The organism is Azohydromonas sp., from assembly GCF_035325925.1.
In the GTDB taxonomy this organism is placed as follows: domain Bacteria; phylum Pseudomonadota; class Gammaproteobacteria; order Burkholderiales; family Burkholderiaceae_C; genus Calidifontimicrobium.
The window spans coordinates 98,938-121,202 of the sequence record NZ_DAOKZA010000001.1 but is presented as its reverse complement, the minus strand read 5'-3'; the positions used below and the strand labels follow the sequence as shown (position 1 = coordinate 121,202).

Annotated in this window: 26 protein-coding genes; 7 read left to right on the top strand and 19 right to left on the bottom strand. The window is 71.2% G+C overall.

Features of this window, described 5'->3' with window-relative positions; all coding sequences use genetic code 11:
- Positions 1-57: 57 nt before the first annotated feature.
- From PKC53_RS00545 to PKC53_RS00515, 7 genes are all read right to left on the bottom strand, one after another.
- A complete protein-coding gene (locus PKC53_RS00545; RefSeq protein ID WP_324425186.1) occupies positions 58-690 on the bottom strand; it encodes a protein phosphatase CheZ in 633 nt (210 codons plus the stop codon).
- 17 nt (positions 691-707) lie between these two features.
- Positions 708-1,106 (bottom strand): chemotaxis response regulator CheY, encoded by a 399-nt coding sequence (gene cheY, locus PKC53_RS00540; RefSeq protein WP_324425184.1) that lies wholly within the window; start codon positions 1,104-1,106, stop codon positions 708-710.
- A gap of 23 nt (positions 1,107-1,129) precedes the next feature.
- Positions 1,130-2,065, bottom strand: coding sequence for a flagellar motor protein MotB (gene motB / locus PKC53_RS00535; RefSeq protein WP_324425182.1), 936 nt, complete (start codon positions 2,063-2,065; stop codon positions 1,130-1,132).
- A gap of 146 nt (positions 2,066-2,211) precedes the next feature.
- Positions 2,212-3,072, bottom strand: a complete 861-nt coding sequence (gene motA, locus PKC53_RS00530) for a flagellar motor stator protein MotA (RefSeq protein WP_324425180.1) — start codon at positions 3,070-3,072, stop codon at positions 2,212-2,214.
- Positions 3,073-3,342: 270 nt separating this feature from the next.
- Complete coding sequence (gene flhC, locus PKC53_RS00525; RefSeq protein WP_324425178.1) at positions 3,343-3,912, bottom strand: flagellar transcriptional regulator FlhC; 570 nt, start codon at positions 3,910-3,912, stop codon at positions 3,343-3,345.
- A 64-nt stretch (positions 3,913-3,976) separates the two neighbouring features.
- Positions 3,977-4,300 (bottom strand): flagellar transcriptional regulator FlhD, encoded by a 324-nt coding sequence (flhD, locus tag PKC53_RS00520; protein WP_324425176.1) that lies wholly within the window; start codon positions 4,298-4,300, stop codon positions 3,977-3,979.
- Positions 4,301-4,638: 338 nt separating this feature from the next.
- The gene (locus PKC53_RS00515) at positions 4,639-5,742 is read right to left on the bottom strand and encodes a glycosyltransferase family 2 protein (RefSeq protein ID WP_324425174.1); all 1,104 of its coding nucleotides are present in this window, start codon (positions 5,740-5,742) and stop codon (positions 4,639-4,641) included.
- A gap of 474 nt (positions 5,743-6,216) precedes the next feature.
- On the opposite strand from PKC53_RS00515, the gene PKC53_RS00510 reads away from it, so the two are divergent.
- The 7 genes from PKC53_RS00510 to PKC53_RS00480 all read left to right on the top strand — a co-directional run bounded on the left by PKC53_RS00510 (position 6,217) and on the right by PKC53_RS00480 (position 12,032).
- Complete coding sequence (locus tag PKC53_RS00510) at positions 6,217-7,041, top strand: flagellin (protein WP_324425172.1); 825 nt, start codon at positions 6,217-6,219, stop codon at positions 7,039-7,041.
- A 302-nt stretch (positions 7,042-7,343) separates the two neighbouring features.
- Positions 7,344-8,153: a flagellin gene (locus PKC53_RS00505; protein WP_324425170.1), complete on the top strand. Its 810-nt coding sequence runs from the start codon at positions 7,344-7,346 to the stop codon at positions 8,151-8,153.
- 119 nt (positions 8,154-8,272) lie between these two features.
- Positions 8,273-9,706: a flagellar filament capping protein FliD gene (gene fliD / locus PKC53_RS00500; protein ID WP_324425168.1), complete on the top strand. Its 1,434-nt coding sequence runs from the start codon at positions 8,273-8,275 to the stop codon at positions 9,704-9,706.
- 121 nt (positions 9,707-9,827) lie between these two features.
- Positions 9,828-10,262: a flagellar export chaperone FliS gene (gene fliS / locus PKC53_RS00495; protein ID WP_324425166.1), complete on the top strand. Its 435-nt coding sequence runs from the start codon at positions 9,828-9,830 to the stop codon at positions 10,260-10,262.
- 44 nt (positions 10,263-10,306) lie between these two features.
- Positions 10,307-10,606, top strand: a complete 300-nt coding sequence (locus PKC53_RS00490) for a flagellar protein FliT (protein ID WP_324425164.1) — start codon at positions 10,307-10,309, stop codon at positions 10,604-10,606.
- Positions 10,607-10,639: 33 nt separating this feature from the next.
- Positions 10,640-11,395 carry a flagellar regulator YcgR PilZN domain-containing protein gene (locus PKC53_RS00485; RefSeq protein WP_324425162.1) on the top strand — a complete coding sequence of 252 codons (756 nt, stop codon included), beginning with the start codon at positions 10,640-10,642 and terminating at the stop codon, positions 11,393-11,395.
- 133 nt (positions 11,396-11,528) lie between these two features.
- Positions 11,529-12,032 (top strand): GspH/FimT family pseudopilin, encoded by a 504-nt coding sequence (locus tag PKC53_RS00480; protein ID WP_324425383.1) that lies wholly within the window; start codon positions 11,529-11,531, stop codon positions 12,030-12,032.
- A gap of 131 nt (positions 12,033-12,163) precedes the next feature.
- On the opposite strand, the gene PKC53_RS00475 is transcribed toward PKC53_RS00480, so the two are convergent.
- From PKC53_RS00475 to PKC53_RS00420, 12 genes are all read right to left on the bottom strand, one after another.
- Positions 12,164-13,153 (bottom strand): transglycosylase SLT domain-containing protein, encoded by a 990-nt coding sequence (locus PKC53_RS00475; RefSeq protein WP_324425160.1) that lies wholly within the window; start codon positions 13,151-13,153, stop codon positions 12,164-12,166.
- A gap of 563 nt (positions 13,154-13,716) precedes the next feature.
- Positions 13,717-13,944, bottom strand: coding sequence for a hypothetical protein (locus tag PKC53_RS00470; RefSeq protein WP_324425158.1), 228 nt, complete (start codon positions 13,942-13,944; stop codon positions 13,717-13,719).
- Entirely contained in the window at positions 13,941-14,294 is a 354-nt protein-coding gene (locus PKC53_RS00465) for a hypothetical protein (protein ID WP_324425156.1), read from the bottom strand. The genes PKC53_RS00470 and PKC53_RS00465 overlap by 4 nt, the downstream gene beginning before the upstream one ends.
- A 4-nt stretch (positions 14,295-14,298) precedes the next feature.
- A complete protein-coding gene (locus tag PKC53_RS00460) occupies positions 14,299-15,822 on the bottom strand; it encodes a phage major capsid protein (protein ID WP_324425154.1) in 1,524 nt (507 codons plus the stop codon).
- Positions 15,823-16,026: 204 nt separating this feature from the next.
- Positions 16,027-16,293, bottom strand: coding sequence for a hypothetical protein (locus PKC53_RS00455; protein WP_324425152.1), 267 nt, complete (start codon positions 16,291-16,293; stop codon positions 16,027-16,029).
- 267 nt (positions 16,294-16,560) lie between these two features.
- A complete protein-coding gene (locus PKC53_RS00450; protein ID WP_324425150.1) occupies positions 16,561-18,876 on the bottom strand; it encodes a DUF3987 domain-containing protein in 2,316 nt (771 codons plus the stop codon).
- Positions 18,873-19,106 carry a hypothetical protein gene (locus tag PKC53_RS00445; protein ID WP_324425148.1) on the bottom strand — a complete coding sequence of 78 codons (234 nt, stop codon included), beginning with the start codon at positions 19,104-19,106 and terminating at the stop codon, positions 18,873-18,875. Before PKC53_RS00445 ends, PKC53_RS00450 begins: the two co-directional genes overlap by 4 nt.
- Positions 19,103-20,002 (bottom strand): ParB N-terminal domain-containing protein, encoded by a 900-nt coding sequence (locus PKC53_RS00440; RefSeq protein WP_324425146.1) that lies wholly within the window; start codon positions 20,000-20,002, stop codon positions 19,103-19,105. Before PKC53_RS00440 ends, PKC53_RS00445 begins: the two co-directional genes overlap by 4 nt.
- Positions 19,999-20,265: a hypothetical protein gene (locus tag PKC53_RS00435; protein ID WP_324425144.1), complete on the bottom strand. Its 267-nt coding sequence runs from the start codon at positions 20,263-20,265 to the stop codon at positions 19,999-20,001. The genes PKC53_RS00440 and PKC53_RS00435 overlap by 4 nt, the downstream gene beginning before the upstream one ends.
- The gene (locus tag PKC53_RS00430) at positions 20,262-20,627 is read right to left on the bottom strand and encodes a hypothetical protein (RefSeq protein ID WP_324425142.1); all 366 of its coding nucleotides are present in this window, start codon (positions 20,625-20,627) and stop codon (positions 20,262-20,264) included. The genes PKC53_RS00435 and PKC53_RS00430 overlap by 4 nt, the downstream gene beginning before the upstream one ends.
- A gap of 108 nt (positions 20,628-20,735) precedes the next feature.
- A complete protein-coding gene (locus tag PKC53_RS00425; protein WP_324425140.1) occupies positions 20,736-21,161 on the bottom strand; it encodes a hypothetical protein in 426 nt (141 codons plus the stop codon).
- Entirely contained in the window at positions 21,158-22,201 is a 1,044-nt protein-coding gene (locus PKC53_RS00420; protein WP_324425138.1) for an integrase family protein, read from the bottom strand. The genes PKC53_RS00425 and PKC53_RS00420 overlap by 4 nt, the downstream gene beginning before the upstream one ends.
- Between the last annotated feature and the right edge of the window lie 64 nt (positions 22,202-22,265).

Genomic DNA, 22,265 nt, shown 5'->3' with positions numbered 1-22,265 from the left:
CGCGCATCAACGGCGGCGGACAGCACAGTCGGCGGGCGGCCCGCGGCGGCAGAGCGTTCAGAACCCCAGGCTGGCCAGCAGGTCGTCGACCTCGCTCTGGTTCTTCACGACGTCGGTGCGGCCCTCGGGGTCGACGACGGGGCCGCTGAGCACCGCGGCCTCGACCTTCTGCGCCTGCTCGGGCGGCGCCGCCTGCACCAGCAGCTTGATCAGGCTGTCCTCGAGGTCGGTGGCCAGCGCGACGACCTTGGCGACCACCTGGCCGGTGAGGTCGTGGAAGTCCTGCGCCAGCATGATGTCGGTCAGGTGCCGGTCGATGCGCGCAGTGGCCGCCTCGACGTCGCCGACGAAGTTCAGCACCGCGCCCGAGGCCACCGCGCGCACCGGATCGGCGGTGATGGCCTGCGCGATGCGCCGCGTCTGCTCGCTGATGTGGCCGTGCTCGGCCTTGGCCTGGTCGACCGAGTTGAGCACCTTGTTGGCCGCGTCGGCGGTCTTGTTGGCGATGTAGTTCAGCCGGCTGCGCGCGTCGGGCAGGCCGTCGGCGGCCTGCTGCAGCTTGGGCATCACGCCGAGCTGCTGCAGCGTGTCGTGCAGCTGGCGCGTGATCGCGCCGAGCTGCTGGAAGATCTCGGGCGAGGCCTGCGCGGCCATCTGCGGTGCGAGCACGGAGAGGTCGTCCATCTTCATCGTCGCGTCTCCGTCGTTCAGGCGGTGGCCGCCAGCTTCTGCATGATCTTGTGCACCTTCTCCTCGAGCGTGGCCTTGGTGAAGGGCTTGACGATGTAGCCGGCCGCGCCGCTCTGCGCGGCGAGCACGATGTCCTCCTTGCGCGCCTCGGCGGTGACCATCAGCACCGGCAGGTGCTTCAGTTCGTCGTCGGCCTTGATCGCCTTGAGCAGCTCGAAGCCGTTCATGTTCGGCATGTTGATGTCGCTGACGACGAAGTCGAACTTCTGCGCGCGCAGCATGTTCAGCGCGATCGCGCCGTCCTCGGCCTCGTCGGCGTGGTGGCAGCCCATCTCCTTGAGCAGGCCGCGGATGATGCGCCGCATCGTGGAGAAGTCGTCGACGATCAGGAACTTCAGGTCGGTCGGGTTGCTCATGGGGGTTCTCTCGGGGCAGGGCCTCAGCGGGATGCGGCAAGCGGTGGCGAAGCGGGCGCCGCGCCGAGGGCCTCGGCCACCTCGGGCGCGGTGCGGAAGAAGCGGTCCTCGGCGTCGCGGTTCATCACGATGATGCTGATGCGCCGGTTCTGCGCGTGGAAGCGGTCGGCTTCGACGAAGGGCGTGCTCGCGGCCAGCCCCTGGACGCGCAGCACGCGGTCGTCGGGCAGGCCGCCGGCGACCAGCTCGCGGCGCGACGCGTTGGCGCGGTCGGCCGACAGCTCCCAGTTGCTGTAGCCGCGCTCGCCGCCGGCGAACGGCGCGGCATCGGTGTGGCCCTCGAGCGTGAGGTGGTTCGGCACCTCGGCCAGCGCGGTGCCGATCTCGCGCAGCAGCTCGCGCATGTACGGCTGCACCACCGCGCTGCCGCTGGCGAACATCGGGCGGTTGTGCTCGTCGACGATCTGGATGCGCAGCCCGTCGCGCGTCATGTCCAGGCGAATCTGCGCGGCCAGCGCCTCGAGGCGCGGGTGCGCGGCGATCTGGCGCTCGACCTTGTGCTTCAGCTCCTCGAGCCGCGCGCGCTCGGCGCGCTGCTGCTCCTCCTTCAGCGCCTGCAGGTTGACGGTGGCGCGCGGCGCGGCGATCTCGCCGCGCTTGACCTGGCCGGTGGTGCGCGTCAGGTCCTGGCCGCCGCCCTTGATCACGTGCGACGCGTCGCCCGACCCGGAGCCCGACGACAGCAGCGCGATCTTCAGCGGCGAGCTGAAGTAGTCGGCGATGCCCTTGCGGTCGCCCTCGGTGGTGCTGCCCAGCAGCCACATCAGCAGGAAGAACGCCATCATCGCGGTGACGAAGTCGGCGTAGGCGATCTTCCACGCGCCGCCATGGTGGCCGTGCCCGCCCTTGCGCACGCGCTTGATGATGATCGGCTGCAGCTTCTTGGCATCCCCCGCCACGGCTCACCCCTGCGTATCGGTGGAGTGGCCGCAAGCGCCGAAGGCGCGAGCGGCACGTTCAAGCGGCCGCCGCGGATCCGGCTTCGCCGGTCCGCCGGCGGCGCCCCCCTGGGGGGGAGGCGCCGAAGCCGCTTCGGGGGGGGGCCTCACTTCTTCCCCTTCACGTGGCTTTCCAGTTCGACGAAGCTCGGCCGCTCGGTCGAGTACAGCACCTTGCGCCCGAACTCGACCGCCACCTGCGGCGCGTAGCCCTGCATGCTGGCCAGCAGCGTGGTCTTGATGCAGTGCAGCTCCTTGGACTGCTCGTCGAGCTTCTGCTCGAGCAGCCCGGCCAGCGGCTCGGCGAAGGCGTAGGCCAGCAGGATGCCGAGGAAGGTGCCCACCAGCGCCGAGCCGATCATCGCGCCGAGCACCGCCGGCGGCTGGCCGACCGAGCCCATCGTGTTGACCACGCCGAGCACCGCGGCGACGATGCCGAACGCCGGCAGGCCGCCGGCCAGCCGCTGCAGCGCGGCCACCGCGGCGTGCGACTCGTGGTGGTGGGTCTCCATCTCGCTGTCCATCAGCGACTCGATCTCGTGCGCGTTGAGGTTGCCCGAGACCATCATGCGCAGGTAGTCGGTGACGAACTCGACCACGTGGTGGTCGCCGCCGACGTTGGGGTACTTCTGGAAGATCGGCGAGCTCTCGGGCTGCTCGACGTCGTTCTCGATCGACATCAGCCCTTCCTTGCGCGCCTTCTGCAGGATGTCGTACAGCAGCGCCATCAGCTCCATGTAACGCGCCTTGGTGTACTTGCTGCCCTTGAAGCACAGCCCCAGCCCGCGCGCCGTGGCCTTGAGCACCTTCGGCGGGTTGGTGGCGATGAACGCGCCGAGCGCGGCGCCGCCGATGGCCGCCATCTCGAACGGCAGCGCCGCCATGACGACGCCGATGTTGCCGCCGTGCGCGATGAAGACACCGAACACGGCAGCCAGGGCGACGACCCAGCCGATGATGACGAACATGCTTGTGGCGCTGCGGAGGTTTGCGCCCGTTATCGGCGCCGCCCGAAACGACTTGAATCAGGCCCCGATGTCCGCGCTTCTCGCGCGGCGCGCAGGCGGTGGCGCCGACGAAAAAGCGGCGGGCCGATGGCGACCCCCCGCGAAAAGCACAGAGGGCTGTGCCAGGGGGAGACGGGCAATTAAAGCCGGGGGGCGACCCCTTCGTGTCCGGTATCGGCACGCGCGCGGCGGGCTTGAGCCCCCCGCCCCCCACGCCGCGCCGCGATCGCGTCAGTGCACCGCGCCGGTGCGTTCGCCGGCCGGGCCCAGGTGCAGCGCCCCGCTGGCGCGGCCCTTGCCGGCGCGCGCCGGCGGGTTGCACAGCCCGCACACGTAGTGCTTGGCGATCTCGTGCGGGTGCGTCACGAAGTGCCCGCCGCATTTGCGGCACCGGGTCATCGTCAGCATGCCGTTGTCGACGAACTTCACCAGCCGCCAGGCGCGCGTGACCGACAGCAGCGGCTCGAGGCCCTGCGACTGCGTCTGCTCGAGGTACAGCTGGTAGGCCTTGATGACGACGTCGATCTCGTCGAGCGCCGCGGCCTTGTTCAGGTACTCGTGGATGTTCAGGAACAGGCTGGCGTGGATGTTCGGCTGCCAGGTCATGAACCAGTCGGTGGAGAACGGCAGCTGGCCCTTGCTCGGGCTCTTGCCAGCGACCTCCTTGTACAGGCGCAGCAGGCGCTCGTAGCTGAGGTCGGTCTCGGACTCGAGCACCTGCAGCCGCGCGCCGAGGTGGATCAGCGTGACCGCGCGCTCGATCTGGCGCGCCTCGGTGAGGATGCTCTTGTTGCGGGCCATGGGTTCTCCCTCCTGTGCGTGTGCGTGTGTCGGTGTCGCGGTGCGCGCGCAGCCTCGGGCCGCCTCAGGCCGCCTCTTGATGGCGCCCGGCCATCAGGATCGACGCGTGCAGGCGGCTGACGCTCTCGTTGGCCGCGCCCTTGCCGTGGCTGGTCAGCAGGCTCCACACCAGGTCGTCGTCCATGCGGAAGCGGCACAGCAGCGTGTTGCCCGAGGCGATCTTCATCATCTGCGCCGGGGTCAGCGCGGCGATCATCGTCGCGGTGTCCTCCGACACGCCGAGGCGGAACAGCGCCTGCTCGCGGTCGCCGCGGATCAGGCTCTGCGCCAGCATCAGGTACGACAGGTTGGCTTCGCGGATCTCGGCGAGGATCTGGTCGGCGTTCATCGGTGGCTCCTTGGTTCGCGGTGGGTTTCGGTGACGGTGTGCAACGAACTGTAGAAGCGCGAACTGGGTGCGGTTATCAGGGCAGTTCGGTGGCTTGAGTCCCGGTTTGTCTGCGGGGCTTGTCGGAGAAATTCCTACATCCTCCGGCGGCCGACCGGCACGGGTGCCCCGCCAAGGACGGCGCGGTCCACAGGCCGCCAGCGTCGACCGATGCGGAGGCGACACCCGGCGTCCACCGGGCAGGCACTCCGACCCACGACTGTCGCAAGCCGCTCGCGCCAGGCGCCAGCACGGCCGCGGCGAGGCGCAGGCGAGTGCGGGGCGGGGGTGTCGACCGATCAGCCCACGTGCGCGACGGCCGATCGCCGGGCACCCTCAACGTCGTGATGGCACGGCGGCACGCTGGGCGCGAAGCGCAAGCGGCGCATGTCCGCCGCGCGCTGCGACTGTCCAAGGGTGTCGTACAGCACGGCAAGGTTGTGGGCCGCGAGGTGGCTGCCGCGCCCGGATACCGCGCCGTGCAGTTCGGGACGCTCGCCGATCTCCAGGCACCGCGTCCACGCCGCCTCGATCAGCGGCAGCAGGGCCTCGCCCTGCCGCGGGTCCTGCGCGGCGCGATCGAGCAGCAGGTCACCGACCGCGAAGAAGAAGTCGGGCGATTCGGCACAGCGCTCCAACTCGGCCTCGGCGAGCGCGGTCGCGGCCTCGTGGCGCGCGCAGCACTTCATCGAGTACAGGCAGCGCGCCACCAGGTCGAAGCGCCAAGGTTCATCGACGCGGGCCAGCTGCAATGCCCGCGCGAAGCAGTCGCTGGCAGCGTGGTGCTCTTCGTAGACACCGTGATCCTTGCCCAACTGGTACCAGAGGTAAGGGTCGTCGCTGCGCGCGGCGAGTTCCGCGTGCAGCAGTGCACGGTTGCGACCGCGCTTGCGTGCCAGCTCGCCCGGTCCGTAGCCGTCGTGACCGACCCGCACCGGGAGGCGCCGTTGCGGCAGACCGTGATTGGGCTGCTCGTGCACCCGACCGCGGTAGCGCACCCGTCCGGGCAGCACGCGACTGATGTGGCTGTGCGCGATGCGCCACTGCCCATCGTAGAAGCGGTCCTCCAGATGCACGCGTCCGACAAAGCGAGGCGGTGTGCATGCCAACGCGCGCAGTGCCGGGCCTCCGTCGATCAACCATTCATCGGCGTCGAGCACCAGGTGCCAGTCGGCTGCGGCCGCGTCCAGCGCGACGTTGCGAGCGGCGGCGAAGTCGTCGCACCAGTCGAAGTGCTCGACGCGCGCGCCGCAGGTCCGTGCGACGGCCGCGGTGTCGTCGGCCGAGCCGGTGTCGAGCACCAGCATCGAGTCGACCCATGACGCGACGCTGCGCAGCAAGCGCGCGATTCGGGGCGCTTCGTTGCGAGCGATGACGACGAGCGAGACGCGTTGGCGAGCCATGGGAGTGCGCGAGATTGACGAACTGGGATTGGACGGTCACCTTCGGCCGGGCTGTCCGCGGAACAAGCGCCCCTGCGGCGTGCAAATCACCGATGCGTTCGCACGCTCAAGGCGCGGCCACGGTGACCGAAATGGCGGGTTCCCGCCCGCAGGTCCCGGCGCGACACCGCCGCGCGACGCGCGAACGCAGAGAGACACCTGCCACGACAGGACCGGAAAAAATCCGCTAAAGAACGCGGGAAACCCCTCCGATATCCGGACCAACGCACTCGAGCCTTCGGGTACGTGGTCCGGTTGGACGGTCAAGGAGTGGCGGGAGTCGAATCCCGCCGCGCCTCGCCCTCCGACGTCGGGCATCCCGACGCGGCCGCCGGCCGTTGCGGGGTTGTAGTTGGCGTGCGGCGGGTGCCGCAACGCCAGGTGCAAGCCGGCACCGGAGCCGGGCACGTCTAACCGTAAAAGGAGTTTGCTCAAATGGCACTGACGATCAACACCAACGTCATCTCCCTGAACGCGCAGCGCAACACCGGCGCCACGCAATCCTCGCTCGCCACGTCGATGCAGCGTCTGTCGTCGGGTCTTCGCGTCAACAGCGCGAAGGACGACTCGGCCGGCCTGGCGATCGCCGAGCGCATGAACGCGCAGGTCCGCGGCATGAACGTCGCGATCCGCAACGCCAACGACGGCATCTCGCTGGCGCAGACCGCCGAAGGCGCGCTCGGCAAGGTCGGTGACATGCTGCAGCGCATGCGCGAACTCGCGGTGCAGTCGGCCAATGCGACGAATGGCACTGACGACCGCACCAATCTCGACGCGGAATACACCGAGCTGGCGGCCGAGATCGGCCGCACGCTGACGAGCACGCAGTTCAACGGCATCGCCATTCTCTCCACGGGTGCTGGTGCCATGGCCTTCCAGGTCGGCGCCAACAATGGCGAAACGGTGACCATCACCACCACCAACATGGCGGGCGCCACCGCGATCACCGACGTGACCACCGGCGGGGTCGACTCCGTCGCCAACGCGAATGACGCGCTGACGGACATCGACGCCGCGCTTACGGCTGTCAACGGCGAGCGTGCCCTCTACGGCGCGGCACAGAACCGCTTCGAGTCGATCATCTCGACCCTGCAGATCTCGGCCGAGAACCAGGCCGCCGCGCGCGGCCGCATCATGGACGCCGACTTCGCGTCGGAGACGGCGAACCTGTCGCGCGCGCAGATCCTGCAGCAGGCGGGCACCGCGATGATCGCGCAGGCCAACCAGCTGCCGCAGAGCGTGCTGTCGCTGCTGCGCTGATCTCGGCGTGTGCCGCCGCCCCGGCGAACGGGGCGGCGTCGCCGCCCGATGGCCCGCGAACGGGAGCCGTCATCGACGGCTCCCGTTTTCCTTTGCGTGCCGGGTGCATCGGCCGACGGCGCGATCTGGCCGTCGAAGACCCCGGTGTTCGTCGCATCGCACCGGCCGGCACCGCTGAAGAATCCGCCACCACAGGCTCCCCACGTCCGGAGCCTGCCATCGGTGGCCACCGGTGGGACGCGGCGCCGCATCGTCGCAGCCCTGCCCGATGGTCGAGTCCGGCGAACCTCTCGGAGTGAAGCATGCCGCAGACCATCAACACGAACATCATGTCGCTGAACGCCCAGCGCAACCTGTCGACGTCGCAGACGTCGCTGGCGACGTCGATGCAGCGCCTGTCGTCGGGACTGCGCGTCAACAGCGCGAAGGACGACGCCGCGGGCCTCGCGATCGCCGAGCGCATGAACGCGCAGGTGCGCGGCATGAACGTCGCGATCCGCAACGCCAACGACGGCATCTCGCTGGCGCAGACCGCCGAAGGCGCCCTGGGCAAGATCGGCGACATGCTGCAGCGCATGCGCGAACTCGCGGTGCAGGCCGCCAACGCGACGAACAGCACGGGCGACCTGCAGAACCTCGACGCCGAGTACCAGCAGCTCGCGCTCGAGATCGACCGTACGATCACCACGACCCAGTTCAACGGTCAGACGATCCTGACCGTCAGCGGCGGTCAGGACTTCCAGGTCGGGGCCAACGCCGGCGAGGTCGTCACGATCACCACCACCGACCTGAGCGGCACCTTCGCCGCCGGCGACATCCTGACGCAGGCCAGCGCCAGCGCCCAGCTGGCCACGATCGATGCCGCGCTCGACGACTTCAACGGTTCCCGCGCGCTGTACGGTGCGGCGCAGAACCGCTTCGAAGCGGTCATCGCCAGCCTGCAGATCGCGGCCGAGAACCAGGCCGCTGCCCGCGGGCGCATCATGGACGCCGACTTCGCCGCCGAGACGGCGAACCTTTCGCGCGCGCAGATCCTGCAGCAGGCGGGCACCGCGATGGTCGCGCAGGCGAATCAGCTGCCGCAGCAGGTGCTGGCGCTGCTGCAGCGCTGACCGCGCCGACCGCGCGGCGCGCTCAAGGCGCGCCGGCCACTGCCGAAATCATCTCACCCCGCGCCTGGCCCGGCCGCGCCGCGGGGTGATCACCATTTCACCGCGCAGGAGCCTTCTCGATGGCCACGATCTCCGCACCCGGCGTCGGCAGCGGCCTCGACGTGAAGTCGATCGTCTCGCAGCTGCTGGCCATCGAGCGCCGGCCGATCGAGCAACTGCAGTCGTCGGCGTCGAAGATGCAGACGCAGATCTCGGCGTTGGGCAAGCTGCAGAGCGCGCTCGCGACGTTGCAGGCCGCGGCGTCGAACCTCACGCGCTCCGACACCTGGGGGGCCGTGACCGCCACCAGCAGCCGAAACCAGGCGGTCGCCGCCAGCGTCTCCCCCGGCGCGCCGGCGGGCAGCTACAGCGTCGTCGTGCAGCAGCTGGCCTCGGGCCAGTCGCTGGCGTCGGGCGCCTACGCCGACCGCACCGCGGTCGTCGGGCAAGGCACGCTGCGCATCGAGCTCGGCGACTGGGACGCCATGCCTGCGGTGCCGAAGCCCGGATCGAGCGCGATCGAGGTCGTCATCGGCCCCGACGACCAGACGCTCGAGGGCATCCGCGACCGCATCAACGCCGCCGAAGCCGGCGTCAGCGCCAGCATCGTCAACGACGCCAACGGGGCCCGGCTGGTGATCCGCTCGCGCGACACCGGCGTCGAGAACGGGTTTCGCATCCAGGTCAGCGGCGATGGCGACGGCAACGACACCGACGCCGGCGGCCTGTCGGCACTCGCCTTCGACGCGTCGGGCGGCGCGAGCCACCTCGCGCGTACGAAGAGCGCCGCCGACGCATTGGCCGAGATCGACGGCCTGGCGGTCCGCTCGACCTCGAACACGCTGAGCGACGTCGTCGGCGGCCTGTCGCTGACGCTGACGCAGGCCGGGACGGACCCGGTCCTGGTTTCGGTCAGCCCCGACGCCGAGAGCCTTCGCAGGTCGATCGACGAGTTCGTCACCGCGTACAACGAGGTCGTCACCCTGCTGCGCCAGCAGACCAAGGTCGATCCGGGCGGCAACGGCTCCGGCCCGCTGCAGGGCGACCGCTCGGTGGCGATGCTCACCTCGAAGCTGCGCGGCCTGATCGGCGACAACAGCACGGCCAGCAGCGTGTTCACCCGCCTGTCCGACATCGGCTTCGACGCGCAGACCGACGGCACGATCAAGGTCGTCGGCGGCAAGCTCGACAACGCGCTGTCCAACCTCGGTGAACTGCGCAAGCTGTTCGCCGCCACCGGCGACGCCGCGGCCACCGGCTTCGCGCACCGTCTCGACGACTGGCTCGACGCGGTGCTCGGCAACGACGGCGTGCTCGACAGCCGCACCGACGGACTGAACGCTCGACTGAAGACCAACCGGTCGCAACAGCAGCGGCTCGAGGACCGGGTCGCGCTGACCGAGCAGCGCCTGCTGCGCCAGTACACGGCGCTCGACGCGCAGCTCGGCCAGCTCAACGGGCTGGCCAGCTACATGACGCAGCAGATCGCGCAGTTCAACCGCTCGACCGACTGACGCCGCGGCGCGGGCCGGCGAAGCAGGGGTGCCTCGGCACCCCTGTTTGCCGATGGGCGGCGCTCAAGTCGTCGCCGTGGGGGTCCGATATCCCCTGCAACCACTTCAGCCGCCACCCAGCATGACCGCCGCCATAGACACCGCCGTGCGTCCCCTGCCCGCCGGCCGCGCCAACCCGTACCACAAGGCCGCCGTCGAGATCGGCGTTGCCGGCGCCGACCCCCACCAGCTGATCAGCATGCTGTTCGACGGCTACGCCACGGCCGTCGCCGAGGCGCGCGGAGCGATGCGCCGTGGCGACGTGGCGACGAAGTGCGCCGCGATCTCGCGCGCCGTGCGCATCGTCGACGAAGGCCTGCGCGCCGGCCTGGACCCGCGGGCCGGCGGCGCGCTGGCGCGCGACCTCGACGACCTGTACCTCTACGTGACGCGCCGGCTCACCGAGGCCAACCTGCTCAACCGCGAGGCGCTGCTCGACGAGTGCATGAGCCTGATGCAGCCGATCCACGAGGCGTGGGTCGCGATCGCCCCCCGACGCGCGCCTGCCGCCTCCTGACGACGGCCATGCGCCGCTGCGACGCCATGACGACTTCGAGCACGATGAACACCACCCTGCTGAACTACTACCAGGCCATCGAACGGGCCAGCGCCGAGATGCTGGCCGCGGCCAAGGTCGGCGACTGGGACCAGGTCGTCAAGCTCGAAGGCGCTTGCGTGCTGCTGATCTCGCAGCTCAAGCAGGCCGCGCGCGGCCAGCCGCTGGCCGCCGACGAGCAGAAGACCAAGGCGCGGCTGATGCAGCGCATCCTGGTCAACGACGCCGAGATCCGCCACCTGGCCGAGCCCTGGCTCGAGGACCTCGACCAGATGATGGCCGGCAAGCGCAAGACGCTGCACTGACGCTCCACGCGCCGGCCGCGCACGACCCGCCCGATGTTCCAGGACACCCAGCCCGCCCCGCTCGGCGCCTTCGGCGACGGCATGGACGAGTTCCGCGTCGGCTCGCGTGCCGAGATCGTCACGCTGCTGCGCCGCCTGCTCGACGCCGGCGCCGACCTGTTCGTCAGCGCCCCCAACGGGGCGCACCTGCGCACCACGCTGTGGACCGTCGACACCGCGCGAGGCAAGCTCAGCCTGGTGGCCGACCCGTCGGAGCCGCAGCTGGCCCGGCTGGTCGACGCGGGCGAGGCGCTGGTGGTCGGCTACCTCGACCACGTCAAGCTGCAGTTCGACCTGGCCGCGCCGCTGCTGGTGCACGGCGCCGGCGGCGCCACGCTGCACGCCGAGCTGCCGCAGGAGATGTTCCGCTTCCAGCGCCGGCAGAGCTACCGCGTGCGCACGCCCCCGCGCAGCGCCGCGGTGGCGATGCTGCGCCACCCGTCGCTGCCCGAGATGTCGCTGGCGCTGCGAGTGATCGACGTGTCGATCGGCGGCTGCGCGCTGTTCGTGCCCGACGACGTGCCGCCACTGGCGCCGGGCGCGCGGCTGCACGGCGTGCGCGTCGAGCTCGACGCGTCGACGCGCTTCGCCGTCACGCTGACGCTGCAGCACGTGACCTCGCTCGACGCCGACAGCGGCGGCGTGCGCCTGGGCTGCTCGTTCGACGAGCTCGACGGCGACGCCCAGCGCGCGCTGCAGCGCTACATCGACCACACGCAGAAGCGCCGCCGTCTGCTGTCGCTCGAATGAACCACCCGCGCAGCGCCCGCGCTGCCTCCTCCCCGTCCTCCCCGGGCCACGCCGGGACCCCGTCGGTGCCAGGGGGCGTCGCCGGCGCGCCGGCCGAGCCGGGTCCGCGCTGGCCGCAGGACCACCCACGGTGATGCGACCGCGACGGCACGCCGGCTTCACGCTGATCGAGGCGCTGCTCGTGGCCTCGGTCACCGCGGTGCTGCTGACGCTGGCGGTGCCCAGCTACAGCGAGTTCACCGCCCGCCACCGCCTGCTCGCCGCCGCCGAAGGCATGGCGCTCGACCTGGCGCTGGCGCGCAGCGAGGCCGCGCAGCGCGGCGTGCCCGTGTACCTGCTGCCGCGCGCCGGCGAACGCGACTGGTGCTACGCGGTCAGCGCCGATCCCGGCTGCGACTGCCGTGCCCCGGTGCCGAACTGCGCCCTGCGGGTGGTGTCGGCGGGCGAACACGGCGGCGTCGCACTGCCGGCCGGCCAGCCGGTGCGTTTCGACCCGGCCTCGGGCCGCAGCGACGGTGGCACCGCCGGCCAGTGGCGCGCCGGCGCCCGCCACGCCGCCGAGGTGCGTGTGCACGCCGCCGGCCGCGCGCGCGTGTGCAGCCCCAGTGCGCCGATGCCCGGCGTCGCCGCCTGCTGAAGGCCGCGCTTCGCGCATCCACCACGCAAGGGCACGACGCGATCGAGCGACCGCCGCGGATCCGGCTCAGCCGGTGCGCTGGCGGTGCCCCCTCGAGGGGGAGGCGCCGAAGGCGCCTCGGGGTGCCCCTTCTATCGCGCCGCGGTGCGGCGCACCCGCGTCACCGACGACGGCGTCGTGACGCTGGCGTCGTAGGGGTGGAACACCGCGCCCACCGTCTCGAGGATGCGGCGCACGTAGGCGCGCGTCTCGCGGTACGGCGGGATGCCGCGGTAGCGCTCGACCGCGCCCTCGCCCGCGTTGTACGCCGCCAGCGCCAGCGTCAGGTCGCCTTCGAAATACGCCAGCAGCCAGCGCAGGTAGGCCATGCCGCCGCGCAGGTTCTGCACCGGGTCGAAGGCGTTGCGCACGTTGAAGCGCGCCGCGGTGTCGGGGATCAGCTGCATCAGCCCGCGCGCGTCTTTCGGCGACAGCGCCAGCGAGTCGAAGTTCGACTCGGCCTGGATCACCGCCAGCACCAGGTGCGGCTGCAGCTGGTATTGCGGCGCGAGCTGCTCGACCAGCTCGACGATCGGCGCCGGGGCGTTGCGCTGCAGCTGCGCCGCCAGCGGCGGCAGCGGGGGCGGCGCCGCCGCTGCCGGCGCGGGGGCAGGCGCGCGCACCACGACCACCGCAGGCGGCTCGCGCATGCATTCGGGCGTGTCGACCGTCGGGTCGCCCATGCGCGCGAGCAGGCGCGCCGCCGGCTCGATGCCCTGCTCGGCCGCGGCGCGGAAGAAGTACGCCGCCGCCGCGTCGTCGCGCTCGACGCCGCGCCCGTTGGTGTACAGCCAGCCCAGCGCGAACTGCGAGCGCGCGTCGCCCAACCGCGCCGCCTTGCAGTACAGCGCAGCGGCGCGCGCGCCGTCGCGAGCCACGCCTTCGCCGTGCTCGTAGGCCTGCGCCTCCAGACGGTAGCTGCGCACCAGCGCGGTCTCGTCGTCCGCCGGCAGCGACTGCGCGGCGGCGGCCCCGGCGGCGGCCCCGGCGGCGGCCAGCGCGGCGGCAGAAAACGCGCGGCGCAGCCGCGCCACACGCGGCCCTGCGGGCGACGCTGCGTGAAATCGAGGGTTCGGGGCCATGACGTGCCCTCAGTGTGCCACCGGCGCCCCGCCGGCGCACCCACCGTGCGTGGGGGGCACCGGGGCGCGGCGCCGCGTCGCGCGCGACAAGCGGCGCGCAGCCGTCACACCTGCATGTTCAGGACGGCACGAATGGCGCCAGTGCTCGCTCTGCGGGGCGTCGGGTATCGGCACGGGTATCGTTGCCTGCTCGCCGCGCCCACTGCCACCGACGGACTCCATGTCCGTGGCGGAGCCATCACCGTGGCGGAGCCATCACCGTGGTGGAGCCATCACCGTGGCGGAGCCATCACCGCGGTGGCCATCACCGTGGTGGCGGCCATCACCGTGGCGGCCATCACCGTGGCGGCCATCACCGTGGTGGCGGCCGGTCGTAATGCCGCACGGCCAGACGTTACAGGGTCGACCCCACGGACGGGTCGACCGTCGGCCCGCCAGATCGCGCCAGGAGCGCCGAACGCGGCGCGGGTGACCCTACCCTACGTGCAGGGGTCCAAGAATCGCCACAGCGCCGCAAATCAAGGCGGCGATACCGATTCCCAGCGCCAGCAGGCCGTCGCGCTTCACGGCCGCGCCTCGAGGCCGAGCACGTCCTGCGCCGCCGCCTCGACCAGCGGCACGTCGCCGAGCAGCCAATACGAGCGCCCGTGCCAGCGCCTGGCCGCGGCGAGCAGAAGCGCCTGGCGCAGCTCGGCCTCGTACGCCTGCGCGCGCGCGGACGCGAGACGGTTGATCGCGCGGCGCACGTGCCGCGGCAGCGTCGCCTCGGCGGCGGCGGTGGCGGGCGTCATTTGGCCCTCGGCAGCAGACGGTCGAGCATCAGCGCAAGCTCGACGTCGAGACGGGTGTGCGCGTCGGCTGGTCGCGCGAATTTCATGCGGACGGCGTGCAGAGCCTGCCGCAGACTCGGCGTCTCGATCACGCTGCCAGGCCCGGCGCCCGGCCACGCGCCGCAGCGTCGGGTCAGCACCAGCCAGTACCCCTCGTTGCCGGGATCGCGCTCGAGCAGCACGCGACGCGCGCCCGGGTGCATGCGATGCGCGTCGACGAGTTGTTGAGGATGGCCACCCACGGCCGCGGCGACGCCAATCGCGCGGTCGGGCGGGTGGCCTTGCCCTTGGAGAACGGGCGCCCGATTCATGGCATCAGCCGCGGGTTTCGAGCGTGACGAAGTGCGCCACCGCGTCCGAGCCGGTGCGCAGCGTCGTCGTGCCGCCGTGGATCGGCTGCCCGTCGCAGCGCACGATGGCGCGGAAGTAGGTCTCGTCCTTGTCGAAGCCGAACTCCGGCGCCACCGCGAAGCGAATCGACGGCTGCAGCGCGATCGCGTAGGCGCTGAAGTCGGCCAGCACCAGGTCACCCTCGGTGCCGAGCGCGCTGCACAGGTCGGTCAGGATCACGGGCCGCGTCATCAGGGTGATGGAGCCGTCCGCCCCGACCTGAATCGGCGCCACGGTGCCGCCGACGTTCTCGGTGCCCGCGACGTTCTTGACCTTGATCTGCAGCTGCATCAGCTGCGGAAGCGTCGACGGGTGCGCAAGCCACACCGACCGCGTGAAGCTCGCCGGGTGCAGGCGCGCGACCATCCTCGAGACGTTCTCGAAGTTGATCGTCGAGGCGGCCTGGCTGCCTTCTTTCGCCTGGGCGACCTTGTCGCTGCCGTTAATCAGGCCCAGCGGCTGCCCGGCGCCGTTGCCCAGGAAGAACGCACGGTCGAGGTACGCGGCGATCGTGGCGCCCATCGCCTCCTTGAGGTAGCGCCCGGCCTCGACGCCGGCGTCATACAGCAACTCGTTCGTGACCGGAACCAGCACGGTGAGCTTCTTCGCGGCGAAGTTCACCTCGGCGACCTTCGCCTTCTGCTTGGCCAGCGTGTCGCCCTCGCCCGCCCAGTAGCCGACGAGGCCGGCCGGGCCGGCGGTGCGGTCGCGCCAGGAGAACATCGGCGCGGCCAGGCTGCGCCCCATCAGCGGCAGCACGCGAGCGCGCGGGCGGATCAGCTCGGCGCCGAAGGACGCGTCGAGAAGGTCGCGCGTGAAGCCCGGCGGCACCATGAAGCCGCCGTCCTGGCCGACGAGCTCGCCCATGCCGGTCGCGGCAGCGCGCAGGCGCTGACTGTCACCAGCGGCCACGGCGCGCACGAAGTCGGCGAAGTCGGCGAAGCCGGAAGCGGCCGGCGGCGTGCCGAACAGGTCGACGAAGCGACCGCGGCCGGGCGTGGCGGCGTCGAGCACCGGCTGCGCGGGCACGTTGCCCCACAGCCGGGGCCCCGCAGACTGGCCGCCGGCGGCGCGGGCGGCGTTGATGGAAGCCAACTCTGCTGCGCTGGGTGCATCGCCGGCGTTGCGCGCGGTCTGGCGGCCGGCGGGCTTGGCCAGCTCGGCGTCGAGCACGGCGATGCGCTCCTCGAGCGCCTCCACCTCGGAGGTCCGCCGGGCCACAGCGCGGCTCTCCTCGGCCGTCAGCGCGCGGCCCTCGCGGGTGGCGGCGTCCAGCACGGACTGCGAGCGCGCGACCAGGCGCTCCTGCTGCGCGCGCAGCTCGGCGACCTCGTCCATCAACGCACGTGCGTGCGGCGACAGCTCGTTGCGGACGCCGACAGCGGCGGCGATGGCGCGCAGGCCGGCGACGCGACCGCGCCAGGCTGCAATGTAGGGATTCGGGGGCATGGCATCCTCGTCAAAGACGCGGATGCATGGCACGAAGGTTGGCGCAGCACCCGCAAGGTGGAAAGGTGCCGCGCTGGTTTCCCAGCTGCGGCGGTGGCCGGCGGGGCGGGTGCAGCGCGAGGGCGTTCGTTGGGCGGGCAGCGGGGCCGCGAGGTGCGGGGCGCTGGCCGGGTGGCGATCGGGGCGATGCGGTGCCGGTTGACGTCATTGTCGCGTGGCGCCTCCTGTTTGCAAAATTGCGACGTTCACCGCGAGCAGGGTCTCGGCAGTCTCGTCGCGGTCGGCGACCAGGCGGCACAGGATGCGCTCGCGCGTTCGGTCCCACGCGGTGCCGTAGCCGCGCTCGTGACGGCTGCCGCGGCGCTTGTCGGCGAACGTGCCGGGGCGCGTCTTGTGCGCCTGGCAACGGCTGGTGCCGTCGCGGACCAGCGCTCCGCACTGGATGCATGGCTTCGGTGCAGCTATCGGCATGTCATCTCCCATTGGTCCAAGCTATCCCCCCCTCCCTGAAACCCCCGCACGAGAAAATCTGGCTCACGGGTCGGTCCTGGCTCGAGGTGCCCCAGGGATTCGCCCCCCCCCCCGGTCGACCCAGGTGTCCAACTTGGACACCTGCCCCAGTTCCCGAAAGGGTGGCATTTGTTACCTTGCGCGCCCGTAGAAGCAGGGTGTTGGAGTACATGAAGGGGGGCAGAGGCCTTTTCTCTACGGGCGCGCAAGGTAACCTTTGCCACCAACTCACCCGGCGATCAGCTCGCGGACCTGACGACGCCGCCGCTGCAGTGCGTCGCCCTCCGCGCCGAACAGCGTGACGCACTCGGGGTGCACCGCGTACTGCGTCGGGCGACCGCCGTACTGGCGCCCATCCGACAGCGGCGTCAGCCACGCCGCATCGACGAGGAAACGCAGCGCGGCCTCGCGCACATGCTCGCCCGCGTCGCGGTAGGGGCGGCATTGGTGGATCAGGTCACGCCGCGTGACGAACTCGAACTTGCCCGCCACGATCGACCGTGCTGCCGCCTGCGCCACCGTGCCGGCCGTGTCGCCGCTCGACAGCGTGCCGACGAACAGCGCCAGCGCGTGCCGCGTGACGTTGCGCATCACGGCGATCGCGTCGTGCATCGTCTTCTCCTCGAGCAGCACCTCGGTGCCGGCGCCACCGTTGTCGAGCATGTGCATCGCCAGCGCGAGGCGCGCGACCAGCGCGGCGTGCTTGGCGACGTGGCCGGCCATCGGCTCGGACAGCGCCTCGACGGCCTCGACCTCGTCGCGCAGTGCGTCGCGTCTGGCGAGGAATGCGGCGGTCGCGGCCGGCGTCATCTTCACGATGCCGGGCGCGGTGCCGTAGATCTCGCGCATGCGCTCCTCGAACCCGTGCCGGCCGGCGTCGAGCACGCCGTCGGTGATGTCGTTGTCGGCCTGCACCAACGGCCGCACGATGACCGGCATGAACCGCTGGATCAAACCATCGGGCGGCAGATCCTTCGCGTGCCGCTTCAGCCCGGCCGGCGTCGTCGCACCGAGGATGCTGGCGCCCCAGTTCTGCACGAAGTAGCTGCCGCGCTTGATGCGATCAACCTGATGCGGCCCGCCGTCGAACAGGCGCAGCCACTCACCGCGGTCTTTCGATCCCTGACCGCCGCGATAGGCGTCGTGGCTGCCCAGCCACGAGTCAAGTTCTTCGTAAAGCGTCAGCAGCCCGCGGGGGTTGTCGTGCAGCAGCTCGGACAACTTCTCGATCGTCACGTCGGTCGCGATGACCGCCGGCATCGGCGGGCGCTCGTCGTCTTCGCCGAGGCCGGCCGTCTCGCGGTCGTACTGCTCGCGCAGCTCGCGGTGCAGCGTCCACAACATCGACGCCGTCGCGCGGATCGCTGGCGTCTTCGCTGCGCCTGGCGGCCCCATGAGCAGCACCCACAGGCGCGCGCTCTCGTACCACTTCGTCTTCGGCACGACGGCCAGGCGCACGCCGTCGTGCACGGCGGCAGCGGCAGCGGCGAGGCCCGACATCAGGTAGGCGCTCGGGTCGTGCCCTGCAGCCTTCGCCAGCGGCACGGCGAAGTCGCGCAGCACCGCGGGGAAGTAGCTCGGCTCGAACGGCGGCGCGGCGATCGCGCGGAAGATGTCCAGCGGGCGCGTCGACGTGTCGGTGCCGATGCTGCTGCCGCCGATGCTCGGCGTCGGCGTGCCGCCGGCCTGCTCGGCCCACACGGCCCGCGGGTCGAGCTCGAGCGCCTCGATGAACTGCTCCTGCGGCCGCCCGGCGCAGGGATGGTGCAGACAGTGGAACCGCCCGTAGCGGCGGCCGCCGTAGGCCGGCAACATGTACGTCGTCGAGCTCGCCGCGCTCTCGATCTCGTGCTGCGCGTTGCAGGGGCAGCGCACGTTGAACCATCCCGGCGTGCGGTGCGCGCCGATGATCATGTTCTTCGCGCGCAGCGCGCGCAGCACCGGGTCGTGCTCGGCATCGTCGTCGGCGCGCTGCTGCACCGTCTTGTTGCTGCCGCCGGCCGGCGCCACCGCGGTCGGCCGTGCCAGCCATGCGTCGACGTCGATCGCGTCGCCCATGTAGCGCGCGAGCAAGATCTTCGTCGGCGGCAGGTAGGCCGGCTGCTCGATCTTCCAGGTCGTGCCGTCCAGCTTCACGTCGTCGCCGAACAGCGCCTTCGCCTCGGCCTCGAACGCGGCGCCCAGGCGCAGCACCTCCTCGCGCGTGGCCTCGCGGTCGAGCATCAGCACGGCGCGCATGCGCGGCGCATCCGGCGTGCTGCTGTGCGTGTCCCATCCCGCGCCGCTGAAGCCGGCCAGCCACATGCACACGTCCGGCAGCCGCTCGGCGGCGATGCGATCCATGTCGGGGCACATGAAGTGCACCGGCATCGCGGTGTTCTTGCTGCGGTGCCCGTCGCTGAAGCCGGCGCAGATGTAGCCCTTGCCCTTCTTCGGCTGCCGCCACCCGTCGATCTTCGCGACGAACTCCTCGACGGTGTCCACCGCGTGCTGCTCGGGGTGGGCGTCGAACCTGTCCTTGCCCTTGCTGAAGATGATCGTCATTCGGGCAGCTCCACGACGGCGACCGACGTGCCGCGGGCGGCGATCTGCGCGATGAACAGGTTGCGCGCCTGGCGGTAGCGGTCGACCATGCGCTTGAACTCGCGCTTCGTCGGCATGCGCGGCGACCACTCGGCCGAGAAGGTGCCGTTCACCAGCTCGAACCGCACCGACAGGCCTGCGCCCATGCGATGCCAGTCGCTGCGCAGCGGGGGGATGGTGGCGGCGGTCATGCTGCCGCCTTGACCGGCCTGGCAGTACGCAACAGCGCCGCGGCAGCGTCAACGATGCACTGCTCTATGTGAGCGATGTGCTCCGGCGTCGAGTGGGCGAACTCAACGTGCGCGGTGACTTCGAATATTGCCTCTGGCAGCTTTGCCACAGGGTCGTAGCCCGCCTCTCGCGCTGTGATGAAGACGTAGTTGTCTCCGCGTGAACTGGCAATGAGGGCGATGCCGTCAACCTGGCACGCTTTTCCTAAGACCCATGGGTCTCGTGGCACCCAACCGCACCGGTCGACCATGAAGGCCTGCCACCTGTCCCGGCGCGGAGGGGAGGAATCAGCCTGGCGCGCGACCGCGATGGCACGCGGCGACATCGGCTTCGGCTTGTACTTCGCGCGTGCCGGCTTCACCCGCGTCTTCCCGTCCTTCCCGGTCGTCTTGCCCAACTGGGGAATCTCCCCAGTTGCCTCGGCTTCGCGCCGCACGGCGCCGACCGTCTTGTGGTCGACCTTCGCCTGCGCGGCGATGGCGCGGTCGCTGGCCTCGGGCTTGGCCTTCAGCAGCTCGACCACGACCTGGCGGCGCTGTTCGCGGCTCAGGTGCCTGCGGTGCGCGTTCGCCGCGACGACGAACTCGGCCGGCGACATCTTGCGGCCGCTCTGCTCGTCGGCCGACTCGGTCACGAAGTTGAACGGCTCGAGCCGGGGCTCGACACCGGCCTCGATGCACGCGCGGTAGCGGTGCCAGCCGTCGAGCACCAGCTTCGTGTCGTGCTCGTCGCGCAGGTAGACGACCGGCGAGATCAGGCCGTTCTTCTTGATGTCGGCGACCAGCTCGTCGAACTCGTCCTTCGGCATGTCGCCGAACGCGGCCGACAGAGGGTGACGATGCAGGTCGGCGCTCATCGCTTCGCCCCCTTCAGCGCCTGCATCGCCTCCGCGACCGCCGGCGAATGCAGCCAGTTGTCGGCGTCGGCGACGCGCACCTCGCCGAGCGCCTGCGCGGCCTCGTCGGCGAGCAGGCCGACAACCTGCACGTGCGCCATGACCGATGGCAGCGACCGCGTGTCGTCGTTGCCAATGGCGCCCTCGAGCTGGCGCATCACGCTGTGCAGCTCTGCGGCGATACGGCCGAGCACGACGCCGGCCGGGGTCGGGCCGGCGCTCACGCTGCCACCTCCCGCCGGGCGCGGCGAGTGCCGCGCGGCACGGTGGCAGGCCGCACCAGCTGTCCGTGCTCGAGCGCGTGCTGCTGCAGCCAGGCCTCGACGTCGCGCCGGGTCGTGAACAGCGCGCGGCCGATCGCGTACAGGCGCGGGTGGTCGCCGGCGGCGCGGTGCGCCTTGAGGGTCTGCTCGGGGATGCCGGTGAGATCGGTCACGTCGGCCGGCCAGCGCAGCGCGACCTTGTGCGCCAGCTCGCTCGGCAGGCGCCGGCGGATCGCCCACGCGGCCCACTCGCCGGCGGTCGAGTCGCGCTCGGGCTCGCCCTCGAGCGCCGTGATGCTCTCGACGACAGGTAGGGGGTTCATGTGCTGCACGCTCCTGGTGGTGGCGTGCAGCGGTCCTCTTGCCGGGCCTAGCGCACGCCGTTGATGACGTGCTTCGGCATTGTTGGCATGGAGTCGGAAGTCGCGGCGCTACTTCCGAATTCTCTTCGGCGCGACGATCTCGCTCACGGTGCGCTCGCTCACGTCGAAGGCACGCGCCAGCGCCTTGATGGCGCCGTACTTCTGGCCGTCGCGAACCCGGTGTTCGTACTGTTCCACCAGGCGGCGCTTCTGCGAGTCGGTCAGCTTGCTGCCGTATCGCGCGTGCGCCCTAGACGTCTGATCGACCAGCGCCTGCAGGTAGCGCCGCTCGACGTGCGTCAGGCGCAGCATGAGCTTCCTCGGCGCCGGCACGTACCCGGCGTCGAGCATCGCCTGCAGCTCGCCGACCTCGACCGCGATCGCCTCGCGCGTCGCGACGTCGCGCAGCTCGCCGAGGTCGAGCCGGCGGCGCAGGTAGGCGATGCGGCCCTGCGGCGACGCACGGCGCAGCGCGGCGCCGATATCGACCTTCATGCGCCACCCCCCACCGTCGCGAGGATGTGGCGCTCGAGCACCAGCAGCGCCTCGCGCATCGCCGGCACCATGTCGGGCTGCTGGTAGTGGCGCACCAGGCGCGTCGGCGAGTGGTTGAGCACCGCCTCGATGACGTCGCTCGAGACGCCGGCCGCGCGCATCCTGGTGGCCGCGGTGCGGCGCAGGTCGTGCGGCCGCCAGCCGATCTTCTGCGCCACGAAGTAGCTCCACAGCGCCTCGTAGCTGCGTCGCGGCCAGCCGGCGGCCGCCAGCGCCGCGGCGGTCGGCGACAGCGGCACGGTGTGCGGGCGGCCGTTCTTCGTGAGCGGGATCGTCCACAGGTCGCCGGTGATCTGGCCGGCCTCGAGCTGCTGCGCCTCGCCGATGCGGCAGCCGGTCAGCAGCGCGAACCGCAGCAAGCGGCCGTAGGGCTCGTCGGGCAGCGCCCACAGAGCACGCAGTTCGTCGTCGGCGAGCTTTCGCTCGCGCGGCTGCTGCGCCGGGATCAGCAGAGCGCGCCCGGTCAGGCCGGCGGTCGGGTCGGACTGGATCAGCCCGCCGAGGAGCGCCCAGTTGAAGAACTGCCGCACGATCGCCAGCAGCTTGGCGGCCGCATTCGGGGCGGTGGCGGCCTTCGCGCGGATGACGCCCACGACGTCGGCGCGGCTCACCTTGTCCAGCCGCATCGGCGCCAGCTTGGCGCAGTCGCGCGTGAGGTAGGCCTTCGTCTCGAGCGGCTTGCTGCGGTAGCGCGGCTCGATCGCCTCGTCGTAGAAGTCGTCGACCGCATCGCCGAACGTCACGGCGGCAGCCTGGCGCGGCTCGGTCGTGCCCGCCTGGCGCCGCGCGTTGAGCGCCGTCACCTTCGGCCAGTCGCCCAACGTTTCCACCCGCCAGGCGCCACCCACGCGCCGGCGCAGCACCCACGTCCTGCGGCCGGTGGCACGCAGGCGAAGGTACAGGCCGGACCTGTCGCCGGCGGGGATGAGCTGGTCCTTCGCCGGCGTCGCCAGCTTCTTGATCTGCGCATCGGTAAGCATCGGGTATCGCCTCCGGGTATCGACTTGATACCCTGAAGCATAACCTAACGATACCTAGAGCACT